13 protein-coding genes are annotated in these 14777 nt (G+C 74.0%); 5 read left to right on the forward strand and 8 right to left on the reverse strand.

Going from position 1 to position 14777, the window contains the following annotated elements:
- Positions 1–115: 115 nt before the first annotated feature.
- Positions 116–436 carry a hypothetical protein gene (locus GA0074704_RS01445; RefSeq protein WP_157743569.1) on the forward strand — a complete coding sequence of 107 codons (321 nt, stop codon included), beginning with the start codon at positions 116–118 and terminating at the stop codon, positions 434–436.
- Here GA0074704_RS01445 and GA0074704_RS01450 read toward each other — a convergent pair.
- The 7 genes from GA0074704_RS01450 to GA0074704_RS01480 all read right to left on the reverse strand — a co-directional run bounded on the left by GA0074704_RS01450 (position 423) and on the right by GA0074704_RS01480 (position 8589).
- Complete coding sequence (locus tag GA0074704_RS01450) at positions 423–2063, reverse strand: serine/threonine-protein kinase (protein ID WP_088968826.1); 1641 nt, start codon at positions 2061–2063, stop codon at positions 423–425. The genes GA0074704_RS01445 and GA0074704_RS01450 overlap by 14 nt on opposite strands.
- A 31-nt stretch (positions 2064–2094) precedes the next feature.
- The gene (locus GA0074704_RS01455) at positions 2095–2610 is read right to left on the reverse strand and encodes a hypothetical protein (protein WP_088968827.1); all 516 of its coding nucleotides are present in this window, start codon (positions 2608–2610) and stop codon (positions 2095–2097) included.
- A 219-nt stretch (positions 2611–2829) separates the two neighbouring features.
- Positions 2830–6450, reverse strand: a complete 3621-nt coding sequence (locus tag GA0074704_RS01460; RefSeq protein ID WP_088968828.1) for an adenylate/guanylate cyclase domain-containing protein — start codon at positions 6448–6450, stop codon at positions 2830–2832.
- Positions 6447–7247: an MBL fold metallo-hydrolase gene (locus GA0074704_RS01465; protein WP_088968829.1), complete on the reverse strand. Its 801-nt coding sequence runs from the start codon at positions 7245–7247 to the stop codon at positions 6447–6449. Before GA0074704_RS01465 ends, GA0074704_RS01460 begins: the two co-directional genes overlap by 4 nt.
- Before the next feature lie 129 nt (positions 7248–7376).
- The gene (locus GA0074704_RS01470; protein ID WP_088968830.1) at positions 7377–7838 is read right to left on the reverse strand and encodes a RidA family protein; all 462 of its coding nucleotides are present in this window, start codon (positions 7836–7838) and stop codon (positions 7377–7379) included.
- Positions 7839–7923: 85 nt separating this feature from the next.
- Entirely contained in the window at positions 7924–8079 is a 156-nt protein-coding gene (locus GA0074704_RS01475; RefSeq protein WP_013289021.1) for a DUF4177 domain-containing protein, read from the reverse strand.
- 45 nt (positions 8080–8124) lie between these two features.
- Positions 8125–8589, reverse strand: a complete 465-nt coding sequence (locus GA0074704_RS01480; protein WP_088968831.1) for a hypothetical protein — start codon at positions 8587–8589, stop codon at positions 8125–8127.
- A 229-nt stretch (positions 8590–8818) separates the two neighbouring features.
- Here GA0074704_RS01480 and GA0074704_RS01485 point away from each other — a divergent pair, with 229 nt between their 5' ends.
- Genes GA0074704_RS01485 through GA0074704_RS01495 form a run of 3 tightly spaced genes read left to right on the forward strand, consistent with a single transcriptional unit; the run spans position 8819 to position 11534 of the window.
- Entirely contained in the window at positions 8819–9328 is a 510-nt protein-coding gene (locus tag GA0074704_RS01485) for an Rv0361 family membrane protein (RefSeq protein WP_377470402.1), read from the forward strand.
- Positions 9329–9354: 26 nt separating this feature from the next.
- Positions 9355–10332, forward strand: a complete 978-nt coding sequence (locus GA0074704_RS01490) for an ArsA-related P-loop ATPase (protein ID WP_088968832.1) — start codon at positions 9355–9357, stop codon at positions 10330–10332.
- Between the two features lie 53 nt (positions 10333–10385).
- Positions 10386–11534: an ArsA family ATPase gene (locus tag GA0074704_RS01495; RefSeq protein ID WP_172880336.1), complete on the forward strand. Its 1149-nt coding sequence runs from the start codon at positions 10386–10388 to the stop codon at positions 11532–11534.
- 6 nt (positions 11535–11540) lie between these two features.
- Here GA0074704_RS01495 and GA0074704_RS01500 read toward each other — a convergent pair whose 3' ends face one another.
- On the reverse strand, positions 11541–11861 hold the full coding sequence (locus tag GA0074704_RS01500) for a WhiB family transcriptional regulator (protein WP_088973371.1): 321 nt from the start codon (positions 11859–11861) through the stop codon (positions 11541–11543).
- A gap of 401 nt (positions 11862–12262) precedes the next feature.
- Between GA0074704_RS01500 and GA0074704_RS01505 the strand changes: the two genes are divergently transcribed.
- A complete protein-coding gene (locus GA0074704_RS01505) occupies positions 12263–14710 on the forward strand; it encodes a penicillin-binding protein (protein ID WP_088973372.1) in 2448 nt (815 codons plus the stop codon).
- Positions 14711–14777 lie beyond the last annotated feature (67 nt).

Consider the following 14777-nt stretch of genomic DNA (forward strand, 5'->3'; position numbering starts at 1 on the left):
GATCGTTGTCGGACATCCACCGCGGCGTGCTGACGTTCCGGCGGACGCCTCGCACCGATGCGCGGGTTGACACGTTGCGCTGTCGGGCAATGCTGGACCGGTGAGGCGATTCCCGATGAAGGCACGTACGCGAGCGGTCGTCGCGGCCCTGTGCGCGGTGGGCCTGCTGGTGGTTCTCGTCGCCGGCCGCCCGCGCGGCATCCTGGCGGTGGGGCTGGCGCTGCTCTGCGTCCTGCTGGGCATGGTCGCGGCCATGGCGGTGACGGCGGCGCGGCACGGTGACGACCGCGGACCGGTCGAGCCGACCCCGGCCGGTCAGCCGAGGACCGGGCTGTACGGGGTGGACGCCGACACGTTGGAGACCCTCGACAACGAGGAGGCCGTCCGCGCCCTGCGGGAACGGTACCGCCGGCTGGACGGGCTCAACGACCGGTGAGCGTCGGCGACTGCAGCGCGTCGACGCCCCGCCCGGCCAGGCACCGGTAGGTGCGGTCGGTGTCCGCCCCGCTGGGCGGCAGCACCTCCAGACGCCATCCGGTCGGATAGCCGATCCCGCTGGTCAGCCGGAAGGTGACCGGGCTGCACACCCGGCGTACCCCCGGGTCGGCGCTGATCGTGGCGTGCGCCGCCCCGATCAGCGCGGTCGGCAGCTCGCCCTCGGCGTAGGTCTCCCAGGTGTGCCGGCCGTCGCACGGCAGCCGGACCGCCTCGGCCCGGGTGCCGCGCACCCGGACCGGTCCGAAGCATTCCAGCCCCGGCGCGCAGCTGGCACCGGCGGGCAGCTTCACCGCGGTCGGCCCGCAACCGGGTAGCCCGGCGGCCCCGGCCGACGGGGTGACCGACCCGCCGGCGGTCGGGGTGGGGGCGGTGACCGACGGCGCCGGGCTGGCCACCCAGGCTCCGGCGCTGGCGGAGGCGGCCAGCGCGAGCACGCCGACGGTGCCGAGGAACCAGCGCCGCCGCCACCGGCGATGCCGCTCCTCGCCCCGGGGGCGGCCCCGGTCGCCGGCGCCGGACGTCGGCACGGTGGGGTGGCCGTCCTCGGCCGGCGGCCGGGGCCCGGTCCAGCCGGTGGTCGGCCCGCCGGACGTCCGGGTGCCGTGGGTGGCGATCGACGTCGGGGTGCCGTAGGTCCGGCCCCCGAGGGTGGGGCCGCCGGACGTCGGTGGGCGGAACGTGGGACCGCCGGAGGTGGGGGCGCCGCTGATCGGTGCGCCGCTGATCGGGTGGGCCGGGCCGGCGAGCGGCAGGGCGGCCAGCAGGTCACGCAGCTCGACCGCGGAGGGGCGGTCCTCCGGATCGTTCGCCATGCCGGCCCGGAGCACGTCGACCAGCTCCTCCGGCACCCCGGGCAGGCCCGGGATCGGCTGGTGGAACATCTCCAGCACGGTCACCAGGCTGGGGTTGCGCTCGGACTGCCAGCGCGGCGGCCGGCCGTGCATCACCGCGTAGAGCGTCGCGCAGAGCGCGTAGACGTCGACGGCCGGCGACGGTGGGCTGTGGCTGAACATCTCCGGCGGCGCGTACGCCGGGGTCAGCACCTCCAGGGTCACCGAGGCGTCGCGCACCTCGGCGAGCACGGCCAGCCCGAAGTCGGCCAGCACCGCCGGGTTGAAGTGCGAGTGGAGGATGTTGGCCGGCTTGACGTCGCGGTGCAGCACCCCGGCCGCGTGCGAGTGGGCGAGCGCGTCGGCGATCTTGATCCCGAGGTCGCGGGCCTCCGCGGCGTCCAACGGCGAGGTCCGCATCCGCTCGGCGTACGACCCGTCGCACAACTCCATGATCAGGTAGGGGTGCTGGTCCACGGTGACCCCGACGTCGAAGAGGTCCACCACGTGCGGGTGCGACGACATCCGGCCGGCGGCCCGCGCCTCGCGCAGGAAGCGGGCCTGGTCCCGCTCGCTGTCCAGGGTGCGGTTCTCGACCTTGACCGCCACTTCACGCCCGACGGAGATCTGCGTGGCCCGGTAGACCGTGGCGTAACCGCCCCGGGCAAATACCTCCAGATCGGTCAGACCGGGCACGATGGGCAACCGGAGGGCGCCGGGCGGGGTGTCGGTCACAGCTTCGAAAATACCCAATGGACCGGGCGGGTCATCCGACCGCGTCGGCCGACGGGGTCGACCCCGCGCCGCCCGCGGGCCGGCCCGGTGCGCCGACGGCCTCGCCCGGCGGCGCGCTCGTGGTCGGGTCGGACAGGTCGCCGGTGGGCGGGCGGCGGGCGTCCCACCACAGGCCCACCGCGGTCGCCACGGCGCCCAGCCCCTCCCAGAGCGCCACCCCGAAGAACCGGCCCGGCGCCACGTCGGCCAGCACCGCGATGCTGAACACGGTGAACGTCACCAGGCGGAAGAAGACGGTGAACCGGAAGAAGGACCGCCACTCGGTGGCCGTGGCCAGGAGGTAGTAGACCCCCATGTTGAACGACGCCATCGAGGACGCCATCAGGAACGTGCCGGTGTAGTCGCCCGGCCCGCGCTCGGCCGGCACCTGGAAGCCGAGCAGGCGCAGCTGCGCCTCCGGCCAGACCAGTCCGAACGCGCCGAGCAGCACCGCCAGCACGCCGAAGACCGCGATCGTCCAGCCCGCGCCGGACCGCGGCAGCCTCATCCGTTCCTCCCCCGCCCGTCGGCCCGCACTGTGGATGGCCGCTCCCGAGGGGACACGCTAGCCGCCACCCCCGACGCCCACATCCCCGAAACCGTCAGTCCTGTCCCCCGCCTCCGGTCCCGGACCCCACCTCCGGTCTCCGGTCGCCCCACTTCCGCTCCGGCGCGACATCCCGCAACCCGGGCCACGCGACCGGAATGCACCGGCGGGCGGGGGCGGTCAGACGGGGGCGGGGGCGAGCCGGGCACGCAGCGCGTCGGCGGCGGCCCGCTCACTGGCCTGCTCGGTCGCGTACGCCAGCCGGACGGCCTCCTCGGCGCAGGACAGCGCCTCAGCGGACCGGCCGGCGGCGGCGAGCGTCTCGGCCAGCACGCTCGCCGCGACCACCTGACTGCGGACGTCCTCGGCCGGCGCCTCGACCGCCCGACGCGCCCAGTCCAGCGCCTGTTCGGGCTGGCCGTGGGCGAGCAGCGCGGACGCGTACCGGGCCATCGTCTGGCGGCGGGAGAAGAGCAGCGACGGGGTGTTCGCGGCGGCGGTGGCCACCGGGGCAAGCAGACCGACGGCGGTCGCCGGATCGCCCGCGGCCAGTCGGGCGGTGGCGAGCAGCACCCGGGGGCCGACCTGGGCGGGGGCCTGCGGGTTGTGCGGCTCGACGGCGGTCAGCACGGCCCGGGCGGCCTGCTCGGCGGTCTCGCAGTCACCCATGTCCAGCGCCACGAAACCGCGCAGCGTGCCGGCCATCCCGGTGAGCAGCGGGTGCGAGGTGCGCGACGCGTACGACAGGGCATCGGTGAGCAGGTCAGCGGCGTGTTCCGGCTCGCCGAGCCCGCGCGCGACCACCCCGCGGACGACCAGGGCGAAGCCGCGCCCCCAGTCGTCGGAGACCTCGGCGAAGTCCCGGTACGCCCGACGGGCCGCCCGGTCGGCGTCGCCCAGCTCGCCCAGCTCGGCGGTGGCGAACGCCTTCACGGCGCGCAGCGTGCCCACCGCCCAGGCCTCGCCGACCCGCTCGCCGAAGGGCAGGAACACCTCGGCCATCCGGCACGCCTCGCGGAGCCGGCCGGCGAGCAGCCGGGCGAAGGCGGTGGTGCCGCGCAGCCAGGCCCGCCCGTACGGGTCCTTCAGCTCGGCGAAGAGCCGGGCGGCCCGGCCGAGCACCGCGTCGGTGCCGGCGAAGTCGCCGCGGGTGGTGGTCACCCAGGCCAGGTTCTGCAACGACCAGGCCTGCCCGCGCGGGTCCTGCGCGGCGAGGCTGACCTGGTAGGAGGCGGCGAGCCGGCTGCTGGCCTGGCCGAGCCGGCCGGCGACGAAGTCGGCCATGCCGAGCCGGCGCATCGCGGAGGCCCGCAGGGTGGGCAGCTCACCCTCGGTGGCCACCTGCAACGCCTCCTGCCAGCAGGTCACCGCGCGGGTCTGGTCGCCGAGCGCCTGGTGAGCCTGGCCGGCGAGGAGCAGGGCGCTGACCCGGGTGGCCGCCTCGTCGCCGGCGTTGGCGGCGATCTTCTCGGCGTAGGCGAGCGCGTCGGTGGGGCGGCCGACCTGGAGCAGGGCGCGGGCGTGCACCACCCGGTCGGCCGGGGGCACCCCGTCGCGGGCCAGCTCGGCGGCGCGTTCGGCGTACTCGATGGCCAGGGCGGGCTCGCCGGCCTGGAGCGACCGGCGGGCGGCCCGGCCGAGCGCGGCCACGCCCAGCGGGGCGACGGTACGCGCGGACGCGTCCGGTCGCAGCTTGACCGCGTCGGCGAGCACGGCGGCCCGCTCCACGTGCTCCGCGACGAAGTCGTCCCGGGCGGCGTCGGTGAAGCCGCCCGGGCCGGCGGCGCCGGGAACCGGGGTGCCGCCGGAAGCCTCGCCGGGGCCGACCGCCCAGCGGGCCAGGGCGGCGTGCCGCTCGGCCGTCTCGGCCTTGCTGACCCCGGCGTACGCGGCCTCCCGCATCAGCGGGGTGGCGAACGCGTACCCGGTGCGGGTGCGGTGCAGCATCCGGCGTTGCAGCAGCTCCTCGACGGCACGTTCCAGCTCGACGGCGGCCACCGCCGCGGGCCGGCCGTCCCGCCCGGTCCGCTGCTCGCGCAGCGCCTCCAGCGCGCCGTTGGGCACGGCGTCGCCGACCACGGCGGCGTCGCGGAGCACCGAGCGGGCGTCGACCGGCAGCGCGTCGATCCGGGCGGCGAGCACGGCGGCCAGGTCACGGGAGAGCAGCCGGCTGCCCAGTGAGCCGGGGGCGAGCCGCCATCCGCCGGTGGTGCCCCGGCCCGGCCCGACGGTCAGCGCGCCGCGCTCCATCAGCAGGGTGACCAGTTCGGCGAGATAGAAGGGGTTGCCCTGGGCGGTGGCGAGCAGCCGGTCCGCGTCGCCCTGGGGCAGCTTCCCGCCGGCCAGGTAGGTGGTGAGCAGCCGGGCGGCGTCCGCGCCGCGCAGCGGCGGCAGGGCGTGCACCTCGGCGTCCGCGACCCGGGTGAGCGCCCCGGCGGTACGCACCAGCTCCGGGCGGCCCAGCAGCATCACCAGCACCGGCCCGCTGAGCCGGGACAGGGTGACGCCCAGCGCCCTGATGGTCTCGGCGGTGGCGTCGTGCAGGTCGTCCACGACGATCACCAGGGGCGCCTCGGTGGCCAGGTCGCTGAGCAGCTCGGCGACGGCGTTCGGCACGGCCTCGGCGTCGGCCGGCGGGGTGGCCGTGGCGCTCCACTCGCCGTTGTCGGTGGCGGTGCCGTGCGCGGCGGGCAGTTCGGCGTACCCGAGCAGGGCGAGCAGCTGCTCGGTGGCGAGCGCGACGGGCTGGCCGCGCAGCCGGCCCAGCCGTTGGCTCAACCGGCGGAGCCGTTCCTCGACGGCGGGCCGGGTGAGCGCGGTGGCCGGGTCGTTGGGCAGGCCGGTGGCGGCGCGGACCAGGTCGGCGAGGGGGGCCAGGCGGCGTCGCTCACCGAAGGCGGCGCAGCGGACCGAGAGCACCCGGGCGCCGGTGTGCGCGGCGTACCGGCCGGCCCCGACGTCGTAGCCGGCGGCGAGGCGTTCCACCTCGGCGGCGAAGCGGGACTTGCCGATCCCGGCCTCGGCGGTCATCAGCAGCACCCGGGGCTCGCCCCGGTCGATCACCTCGGCGAGCCGGCCGGCGACCCGGCCGATCTCGGTCTCCCGGCCGACGAAGGGCGCCTCGTCGCCGAGCCCGGACCGGGTGCCCGGCGCGTCCAGGAGGCCGAGCAGCTCGTACGCCTCGACCGGCTCGCGCTTGCCCTTGAGCCGCAGCGGGCGCAGCGCCCGCCAGGAGGCGACGTGCCGGGTGGCGGCGGAGGTGCGTGCGCCGCCGTAGACGGCGCCGACGGCGGCGGCGTCGGCGAGCCGGGCGGCGGTGTTGACCGTGTCGCCGATGACCGTGTACTCGATCGCGGCCTGGATGCCGGCGATCACGTCGCCGGTGTTCAGCCCGACCCGCAGGCCGAGCGGCGCGCCGCCGCCGCGTTCGTCGTCGAGGACCCGGCGGACGGCCCGCTGCATGGACAGCGCGGCCCGCACGGCGCGTTCGGCGTCGTCCTCGTGGGCGACGGGCGCGCCGAAGACGGCCATGATCCCGTCGCCGGTGAGCTTGTCGACGTGCCCGCCGAAGGTCTTGACCGCGCCCGCCAGGGCGGCCAGCACCCGGTCGGTGACGGCGCCGACCCGTTCCGGGTCGAGATCCTCGGACCAGGAGGTGAAGTCGGAGAGGTCGCCGAAGAGCACGGTGACCACCCGCCGTTCGGCGGCGGGCAGGGTGGCGGCGGCCGGCAGCGCGGCCCCGCAGTTGTGGCAGAACCGGGCGCCGGGCACGGCGACGGTCCCGCAGACCGGGCAGGTCACGGCTGCTCCACCCCGAGGTACGCGAGCTGGGCCCGGACGGACCACTCGGCGGCCCACCACAGCGACCGGTCGACGTCGGCGTAGACCCGGGCGACCACCTCGGGCGCGGTGGTCGCACCCTCGGCCACCGCCGCCCGGACCTGGTCGAGCCGGGCCCGCCGGTGGGCCAGGTAGAACTCCGCCGCCACGCCGCAGTCGGCCAGCGCCGGGCCGTGTCCCGGGAGCGCCGGGATCCCGGTGTACGTCGAGAGCAGCTCCAGGCTCGACAGGTAGTCCCCGAGGTGCCCGTCCGGGTGGGCGACCACGGTGGTGCCCCGGCCCAGGATGGTGTCGCCGGTCAGGACGACCCGCTCGTCGCCGCACCGGACCAGGAAGCAGACCGAGTCGGCGGTGTGCCCCGGGGTGCTGATCAGGTCGATCTCCAGCCCGTCGAGGCCGAAGTGCTCGCCCGGCTCGGTCAGCGGGTCACCGCCGATGGTGTGCGCCGGGTCGGCGGCGAGGACGTGCCGGCCGCCCAGCAGCTCGCTGAGCCGGGGCGCGCCCTCGGTGTGGTCCGGGTGCCCGTGGGTGATCAGCACGAAGCCGACCGGCTCGTACGCCGCGATCGCGGCCAGGTGCGCCTCGTCGGCCGGGCCGGGATCGACCACGACCGCGTGCTCCGCGCCGGGGGCGCGCAGCAGCCAGGTGTTGGTGCCGTCGAGGGTCATCGGACCCGGGTTCGGTGCCCGCAGCAGCGTCACCCAGTCCGGCAGCTCGTCGGCGAGTGCCGCCGCCGGCGCCGTCACATGCCCGCCCATGGCTGCGATCGTACGACCCTGCCGGCAACTCCCCGCGATCTTGCGCGGCCGGCCCGGCTTTCGTGCCCGTTCAGGGCTTTCGTCGGGCCGCCCGGGGCAAGATCGCGGGGACGGAGGGTGACGGCGGGGTCAGGCGACCTCGACGATGACCTCGACCTCGACCGGCGAGTCCAGCGGCAGCTCGGAGACGCCGACGGCGCTGCGGGCATGCCGGCCGGCCTCACCGAAGACGGCTCCGAACAGGTCGGACGCGCCGTTGATCACGCCGGGCTGGCCGGTGAAGCCGGGCGCGCTGGCCACGAATCCGGTCAACTTGACGATCTTGATGACGTTCTCCAGGCCGACCAGCGAGTCGACCGCAGCCATGGCGTTCAGCGCGCACCGCTGCGCCAGGTCCTTGGCCTGGTCGGCGGAGACGCCCGCGCCCACCTTGCCGGTGGCGAGCAGCTTGCCCTCGGCCATCGGCAGCTGACCGGAGACGTACACGTGCTGCCCGGACTGCACCGCCGGCACGTAGCTGGCGACCGGCGGCACCACGTCGGGCAGGGTCAGGCCGAGCTCGGCCAGCTTCGCGTGAGGTCCGTTGCTCATGCCGCCCCCTCGCTGCGCTCGGTGGCGCCATGAGGCACCGACGCGCTGAGCCCGATGATTCGCTCGCTGCGCTCGCTCATGGTGCTCAGCCCTTCGGCCGCTTGAGGTAGGCCACCAGCTGCTCCGGGTTCGGACCGGGCACCACGGAGACCAGCTCCCAGCCGTCCTCGCCCCAATTGTCGAGGATCTGCTTGGTCGCGTGGACCAGCAGCGGGACCGTGGCGTATTCCCACTTCTGCATCGGTGGAAGGCTCCCTTGCCTGACGTGGACTGTTCCGACGACAGCCTACGGTCCGGTGGCCGGGCGGGGTGCGGGACGCTGCTCGGGCGGCACCGGCAGCTCCCCGCAGCTGCCCTTGTGGTCGTACGGCTGGGGGCAGCGGGAGCGGTCGGGCAGCGGCAGGTCGCAGAAGACCCGGTGCCGGTTGTTCTGGTCGTCGGCGGTGGAGACGGTGGTCTCGCCGGCGTCGAGTTCGGGCAGGAAGCCCAGCGACACCGCCACCGTGCCGGCCAACGCGGTCGCCGCGGCCAGGTCGGCCACCCGGATCTGGAGGTGGATGACGTAGCCGGGCTCCTCGTCCTCCCGGCCGCGGCCGGCGGGCCAGGGCAGCCCGCGCAGCACCTCGGCGGCCGGCTCGGCGCACCGCCGGTACGACCGCTCGTTGTAGGGCCCCTCCGTGGCGGCCGCACCTCGCCGGGAGCGGTCCCCGGACGGGAAGTGGGCTCGAGGGATGTTGTCCGCGTCGCGCATGCGCTGCCTCCGGCGTCGTACCTGTCGAACTGGCCGTCCGGAGCGGCGTCGCCGCCGGACCGGTCCCCCCACCGGCCCAGAATGTAGGTCTGATTCCCGACAAGACGGCACAGGACGCGCACGGACGATCACTTCGAGTCACATATGCGACAGATAACCGGCCAGCGCCGGGGAGCGCGGAGGATCGCCGACCCCCCGCACCCGGTCCATCGACGGATACCCTTCCCGGGTGAGCCACGCACCGATCGGCGCCGCCGGGCCGGCGCAGCACGCTGCCGCCCCGCCGCCGGTCGGCCGGCGACCCCGCGGCCGGCTGATCGCCTCCCTCGCGCTCGTCGCCGCCCTGCTGCTCTGCGGGGGCGGTGGCACCGCCGCGTTCCTGACCCTGCGGAACACCGAGGACGGCACCGGGGCGACCGAGCCGGCGGTCGCCGTCGACGACTTCCTCACCGCCGTCTACCAGCAGCGCAGCGTGTCCCGGGCAACCGCGCTGGTCTGCTCGTCGAGCCGCGACGAGAAGCGGATCGCCGCCAAGGTCGCCGAGGTCCAGCGGTACGTCGACACCTACCGTGAGCCGCGGTTCCGGTGGACCACCCCGAAGGTGGACAACGAGACCGGCGACCGGGCGACCGTCACCACCAAGGTCACCGTGACCACCGCGGACGAGCGGGTCGCCGACCAGGACCTGCGGTTCACCGTGGTCCGGAAGACCGGTTGGTGGGTCTGCGAGGTCGGCTGACCCGCCGGGGTGGATAGGCTCGACGGGTGCGAGCAGCTGAGCGGCCGGCCGACCCGGCCGGTACGGGATGGCCGGCGCGCCTCCACGTGGTGACCGGCAAGGGTGGCACCGGCAAGACCAGCGTGGCGGCGGCGCTGGCCCTGGCGCTGGCCGCCGGTGGGCGGCGCACGCTGCTGGTCGAGGTGGAGGGGCGGCAGGGCATCGCCCAGCTCTTCGGCGTCGACCCGCTGCCCTACGAGGAGCGGCACCTCACCGACGCCCCGGGCGGCGGGGAGGTACGGGCCCTGGCGGTGGACGCCGAGGAGGCCCTCCTGGAATACCTCGACATGTTCTACAAGCTCGGCGCGGCCGGCCGGGCGCTGCGCAAGTTCGGCGCCATCGACTTCGCCACCACGATCGCCCCCGGCCTGCGGGACGTGCTGCTCACCGGCAAGGTCAAGGAGGCCACCACCCGTACGACCGGCCAGCGTCGGGCGTACGACGCGGTGGTGCTCGACGCGCCGCCGACCGGGCGGATCGGCCGCTTCCTCAACGTCACCGCCGAGACGGCCCGGCTGGCCAAGGTGGGTCCGATCAAGAGCCAGAGCGAGGGCGTCTCGGCGCTGCTGCGCTCCCCGATCACCGCCGTGCACGTGGTGACGCTGCTGGAGGAGATGCCGGTCCAGGAGACCGTCGACGCCATCGCCGAGCTGACCACGCTGGGGTTCCCGGTCGGCCGGGTGATCGTCAACGCGACCCGGGAGCCGCTGCCGGCGGGTCGGGCGGTCACCCGGGACGAGCTGGAGCGGGGCCTGCTCGCCGCCGGCCTGCCGGCGGACCGGGCCACCGTGCGGGGCCTGCACGCCGAGGCGCGGGACCAGGCGGTCCGCCGGGAGCTGGAGGAGACGCTCCGGGCCGACCTGACCGAGTTGGGGCGGCCGGTGACCGAGCTGCCGCTGCTGCCGGACGGGGTCGACCGGGCCGGGCTGGCGACGCTCGCGGAGGCCCTCGTCCGGGCGGATTGACTCACACCTGCGGTCGGCACGGCGCGCGACGCCGGACGGCCCGATACGCTCGATTGGTGCCTTCCGAAGACGCGGCGCCGCAGCTGGACGTCGACCAGATCCTCGCCGACCCCGGCGTGCGCATCGTGGTGTGCTGCGGCGCGGGTGGGGTGGGCAAGACGACCACCGCCGCGGCGCTCGCGCTGCGCGCCGCCGAGCAGCACGGCCGGCGTACGGTCGTGCTCACCATCGACCCGGCCCGGCGGCTGGCCCAGTCGCTGGGGCTGAGCGAGCTGGACAACACCCCGCGCCAGGTCAAGGGGATCGACGTCGAGGCCACCGGCGGCGAGCTGCACGCCATGATGCTGGACATGAAGCGCACCTTCGACGACGTGGTGCTCCAGCACACCGATCCGGCGAAGGCGGCGGAGATCTTCGCCAACCCCTTCTACCAGGCCATGAGCTCCACCTTCGCCGGCACGCAGGAATACATGGCGATGGAGAAGCTGGGCCAGCTGCACGCCCGGGGCGAGTGGGACCTGATCGTGGTGGACACCCCGCCGTCGCGCTCCGCGCTGGACTTCCTGGACGCGCCGGCCCGGCTCTCCCGCTTCCTGGACGGGCGGATGCTGCGGCTGCTGCTCGCGCCGGCCCGTACCGGCGGGCGGAGCATGTTCAGCTTCGTCACCGCCTCGTTCGGGATGTTCTCCAAGGTGGTGCAGAAGGTGATCGGCGCGCAACTGCTCACCGACCTGTCCGGGTTCGTCGCCGCGCTGGACTCGATGTTCGGCGGGTTCCGGCAGCGGGCCGAGCAGACGTACCGCATCCTCCAGGCCCGGGAGACGGCCTTCCTGCTGGTCGCGGCCCCGGAGCCGGACGCGGTCCGGGAGGCGGCGTACTTCGCCGGCCGGCTGCGCGAGGAGAGCATGCCGCTGGCCGGTCTGGTGCTCAACCGGGTGCACCGGCCGGCGGCCACGCTGGACGCGGCGAAGAGCCTGGCCGCCGCGGAGCGCCTGGACGGGCTGGGCGACCACGAGGGCGTCGCGGAGGTGCTGCGGGCGCACGCCGAGCTGATGCAGCTGGCGGCCCGGGAGCAGCGGGTGGCCGCCCGGTTCACCGAGGCGTTCCCGGCGGTGCCGGCGGTGTCGGTGACGGCGCAGCCCGCCGACGTGCACGACGTCGACGGGCTGCGGACGATCGGCGCGGCGATCAGCCGGCCGTGAACCGGGTCAGCCGGTGGGCACCAGGACCTTGTCCTTGCCGCCGGACTTCTCCTTGCCGTTCTTCCTCATGGCCGCCTCGAACATCTTGCGCCAGCTGGTGACCTGCGGGTGCCGGCGCAGCAGAGCGCGGCGCTCGCGTTCGGTCATGCCACCCCACACGCCGAACTCGATACGGTTGTCGAGCGCGTCGGCCAGGCACTCGTACCGAACTGGGCAGCTCCGGCAGATCCTCTTCGCCACGTTCTGTTCGGCGCCCTGTACGAACAACGCGTCCGGGTCCCCGTTCTGACATGCCGCCAGCGACGGCCAGTCAGTGATCATGCCCATCTGTACACGTCCCCCCTTGCAGTACCTACCGACCTCGTGCGACCAGCCGTCGATCTCCCCCCGGTCGTCCGGCCGGCCTCCCCAGGGCGGCACGGACGACGTCTGGCTCTGTCGCGCCATCATCATGCTCTGTAGTCGCCTGATTACGCAACGTTGTCGGCGAAATCCATCATTCCGGACACTCCCGGCTTCCCGGGCCTTCGCCGGCCGCGTACCCCTTCGGAGTCCGTGAAAACGCCGCGCGGCTCCCCCGTCCGGAGGAAACTTGCCGGCAGGTCACACGCAACCACGCACCAGGGGTCGTGCGTTTAGCACAACGAGGCCGGCGCGCGCAGGAAATGGGGAAAGAACGCCCCAGCGCCCCTCGTTCCCTACTCGCGTACCCTGTCGAGGTGACCTGGATGCGGAAACGTGACCACAACATCTTTGCCAACGCCGCATCGCTACTCATCTGTGGCCTGTTGGCCGGTGTGGTGGTCGCTGCGGCCGCCTTCCCCGCGGTGGCGATGTCCGGACTGGCGGCCAAGGCGGGCGCGGAGACGTTCGCCGCGCTGCCCCGAGAGCTGACCGTCGCTCAGGCGCCGCAGATCAGCTACCTGCTCGCCAAGGACGGCAAGACCCCCCTGGCGACCATGTACGACGAGAACCGGCGCAACGTGAAGTTCGAGCAGATCTCGCCGTACATGCGCGCCGCGATCGTCGCCGCCGAGGACCACGACTTCTACAAGCACAACGGCGTCGACCTCAACGGCGTCGCCCGGGCGTTCGTCAACAACCAGTCCGGCACCGCCGGCCGGCAGGGCGCCTCCACCCTGACCATGCAGTACGTCCGGCTGGCCATCGCCTACTCCGCGACCCACCCGGCCGACGTGGTCGCCGCCACCGAGGACACCAGCGCCCGCAAGCTGCGCGAGATGCGCTACGCCCTGCAGATCGACAAGGAGCTCTCCAAGGACGAGATCCTGGAGCGCTACCTGAACATCGCCTCCTTCGGCAACGGCGCGTACGGCATCTACGCCGCCAGCCAGGTCTACTTCGGCAAGCCGCCGGGCAAGCTGAAGATCGAGGAAGCGGCGATGCTGGCCGGCATGGTCAAGGCGCCGACCACCAACGACCCGACCACCAAGGCCGGCTACCCGCTCGCCCTCGACCGGCGCAACTACGTCATCCGGAACATGGTGATCACCAAGGCGATCACCCAGGCCGAGGCGGACAAGGCGCTCGCCGCCAAGATGGTGGTCAAGGACAAGCGCACCCCCAACGGCTGCGTCTCCACCAACAAGAAGGGCTGGGGCTTCTTCTGCGACTACTTCTACCGCTGGTGGATGGCGCAGGAGACGTTCGGCTCCACCACCTACGACCGTGAGCGGCGACTGAAGAGCGGTGGCTACACCATCGTCACCACGCTCGACCCGCAGGCGCAGGACGGCGCCGACGCCGCGGTCCGGCGGAACCTGGGCGTGAACAGCAAGGCGGCCCGGATGGTCGCCGTGGTCGAGCCGGGCACCGGCCGGGTCCGGGCGCTCTCCGTCAACCGGAACTTCAAGCTGGACAACCCGAGCCGCCCGCAGAACAAGATCTCCAGCGACCCGGCTAAGGCCAAGAAGAAGATCCGGGGCAACTACCCGAACACGGTCGTTCCGCTGCTCACCGGCGGCGGCGACATCAAGGGCTACCAGGCCGGCTCGACGTTCAAGATGTTCACCATGGTCGCCGCGCTGGAGAAGGGCATCCCGCTCAGCCGGACCTTCGACGCCCCCGAGCAGTTCCAGTCGAACTACATCATCCAGAAGGGCAGCCCGGCGGCCTGCAAGGGCACGCACTTCTACTGCCCCACCAACTCGGTGAAGAGCATGGCCGGCGTGCACACCATGTGGAGCGCCTTCGGCAAGTCGGTGAACACCTTCTTCGTCGCCCTCGAGCAGGAGGTCGGTGCCGAGAACGTGATCAAGGTGGCGCAGAAGCTCGGCATCACCTTCCGGGACAGCGGCGACGCCCGACGGGCCACCAGGGAGGGCGGCGCCAACCAGTGGGGCGCGTTCACCCTGGGCGTGTCCCAGACCACCCCGCTGGAGCTGGCCAACGCGTACGCCACGCTCGCCGCGGACGGCAAGTACTGCAATCCGATCCCGGTGCAGGAGATCAAGGGCCCGGACGGCAAGAAGCTCGACATCGCCAACCCGAGCTGTGAGCAGCGGATCAGCACCGAGGTGGCCCGGGCCGCCGTCGACGCGGCGCGCTGCCCGGTGGGCGACCACTCCTCCACCTCGAAGTGTGGCGGCAACGGCACCGCCCGGGAGACCAAGGGCATCGTCAAGGCCCCGGTGGCCGGCAAGTCGGGCACCACGGACTCGGACAAGACGTCGGCCCTGGTCGCGATGACCCGGCAGTACGCGGTGGCCGGCATCATGGCCGACCCGGACTGGCCGCAGACCAACCAGAAGATGGGCCACAAGGAGCCCACCGGCATCAACCCGCCGGTCATGGAGACCCTGCGGGACGCCATGAAGGGCAAGCCCCGCCAGGAATGGACGCCGCCGACCGGCAAGATCATCGTCGGTGATCTGAAGTCCGTCCCGGGGGTGACCTGCCTGCCGATCGACGCCGCGAAGTCCAAGCTGCGCGACGCCGGCTTCCAGCCGGTGGTGGCCGGGGTGCCGGTGCCGTCCAGCTGCGGCAAGAACACCGCCGCCGGCACGAGCCCGGACGGCAGGTCCACCAAGGGCGGGGTGGTCACCATCCTGGTGAGCGCCGGCACGCCGACGCCCACGCCGCCGCTGCCGGGCACCACGGTGGTCCCGCCGCCACCGCCGTCGAAGCCCACCAAGCCGGGCCGGCCGCGCGGCTGACCGGTCCACCGCCGAGAAACGGGCGGGCACCCCGCGAGGGGAGCCCGCCCGTTTCGCGTACCCGGAA

Source organism: Micromonospora siamensis (genome assembly GCF_900090305.1).
GTDB classification, from domain to species: Bacteria; Actinomycetota; Actinomycetes; order Mycobacteriales; family Micromonosporaceae; genus Micromonospora; species Micromonospora siamensis.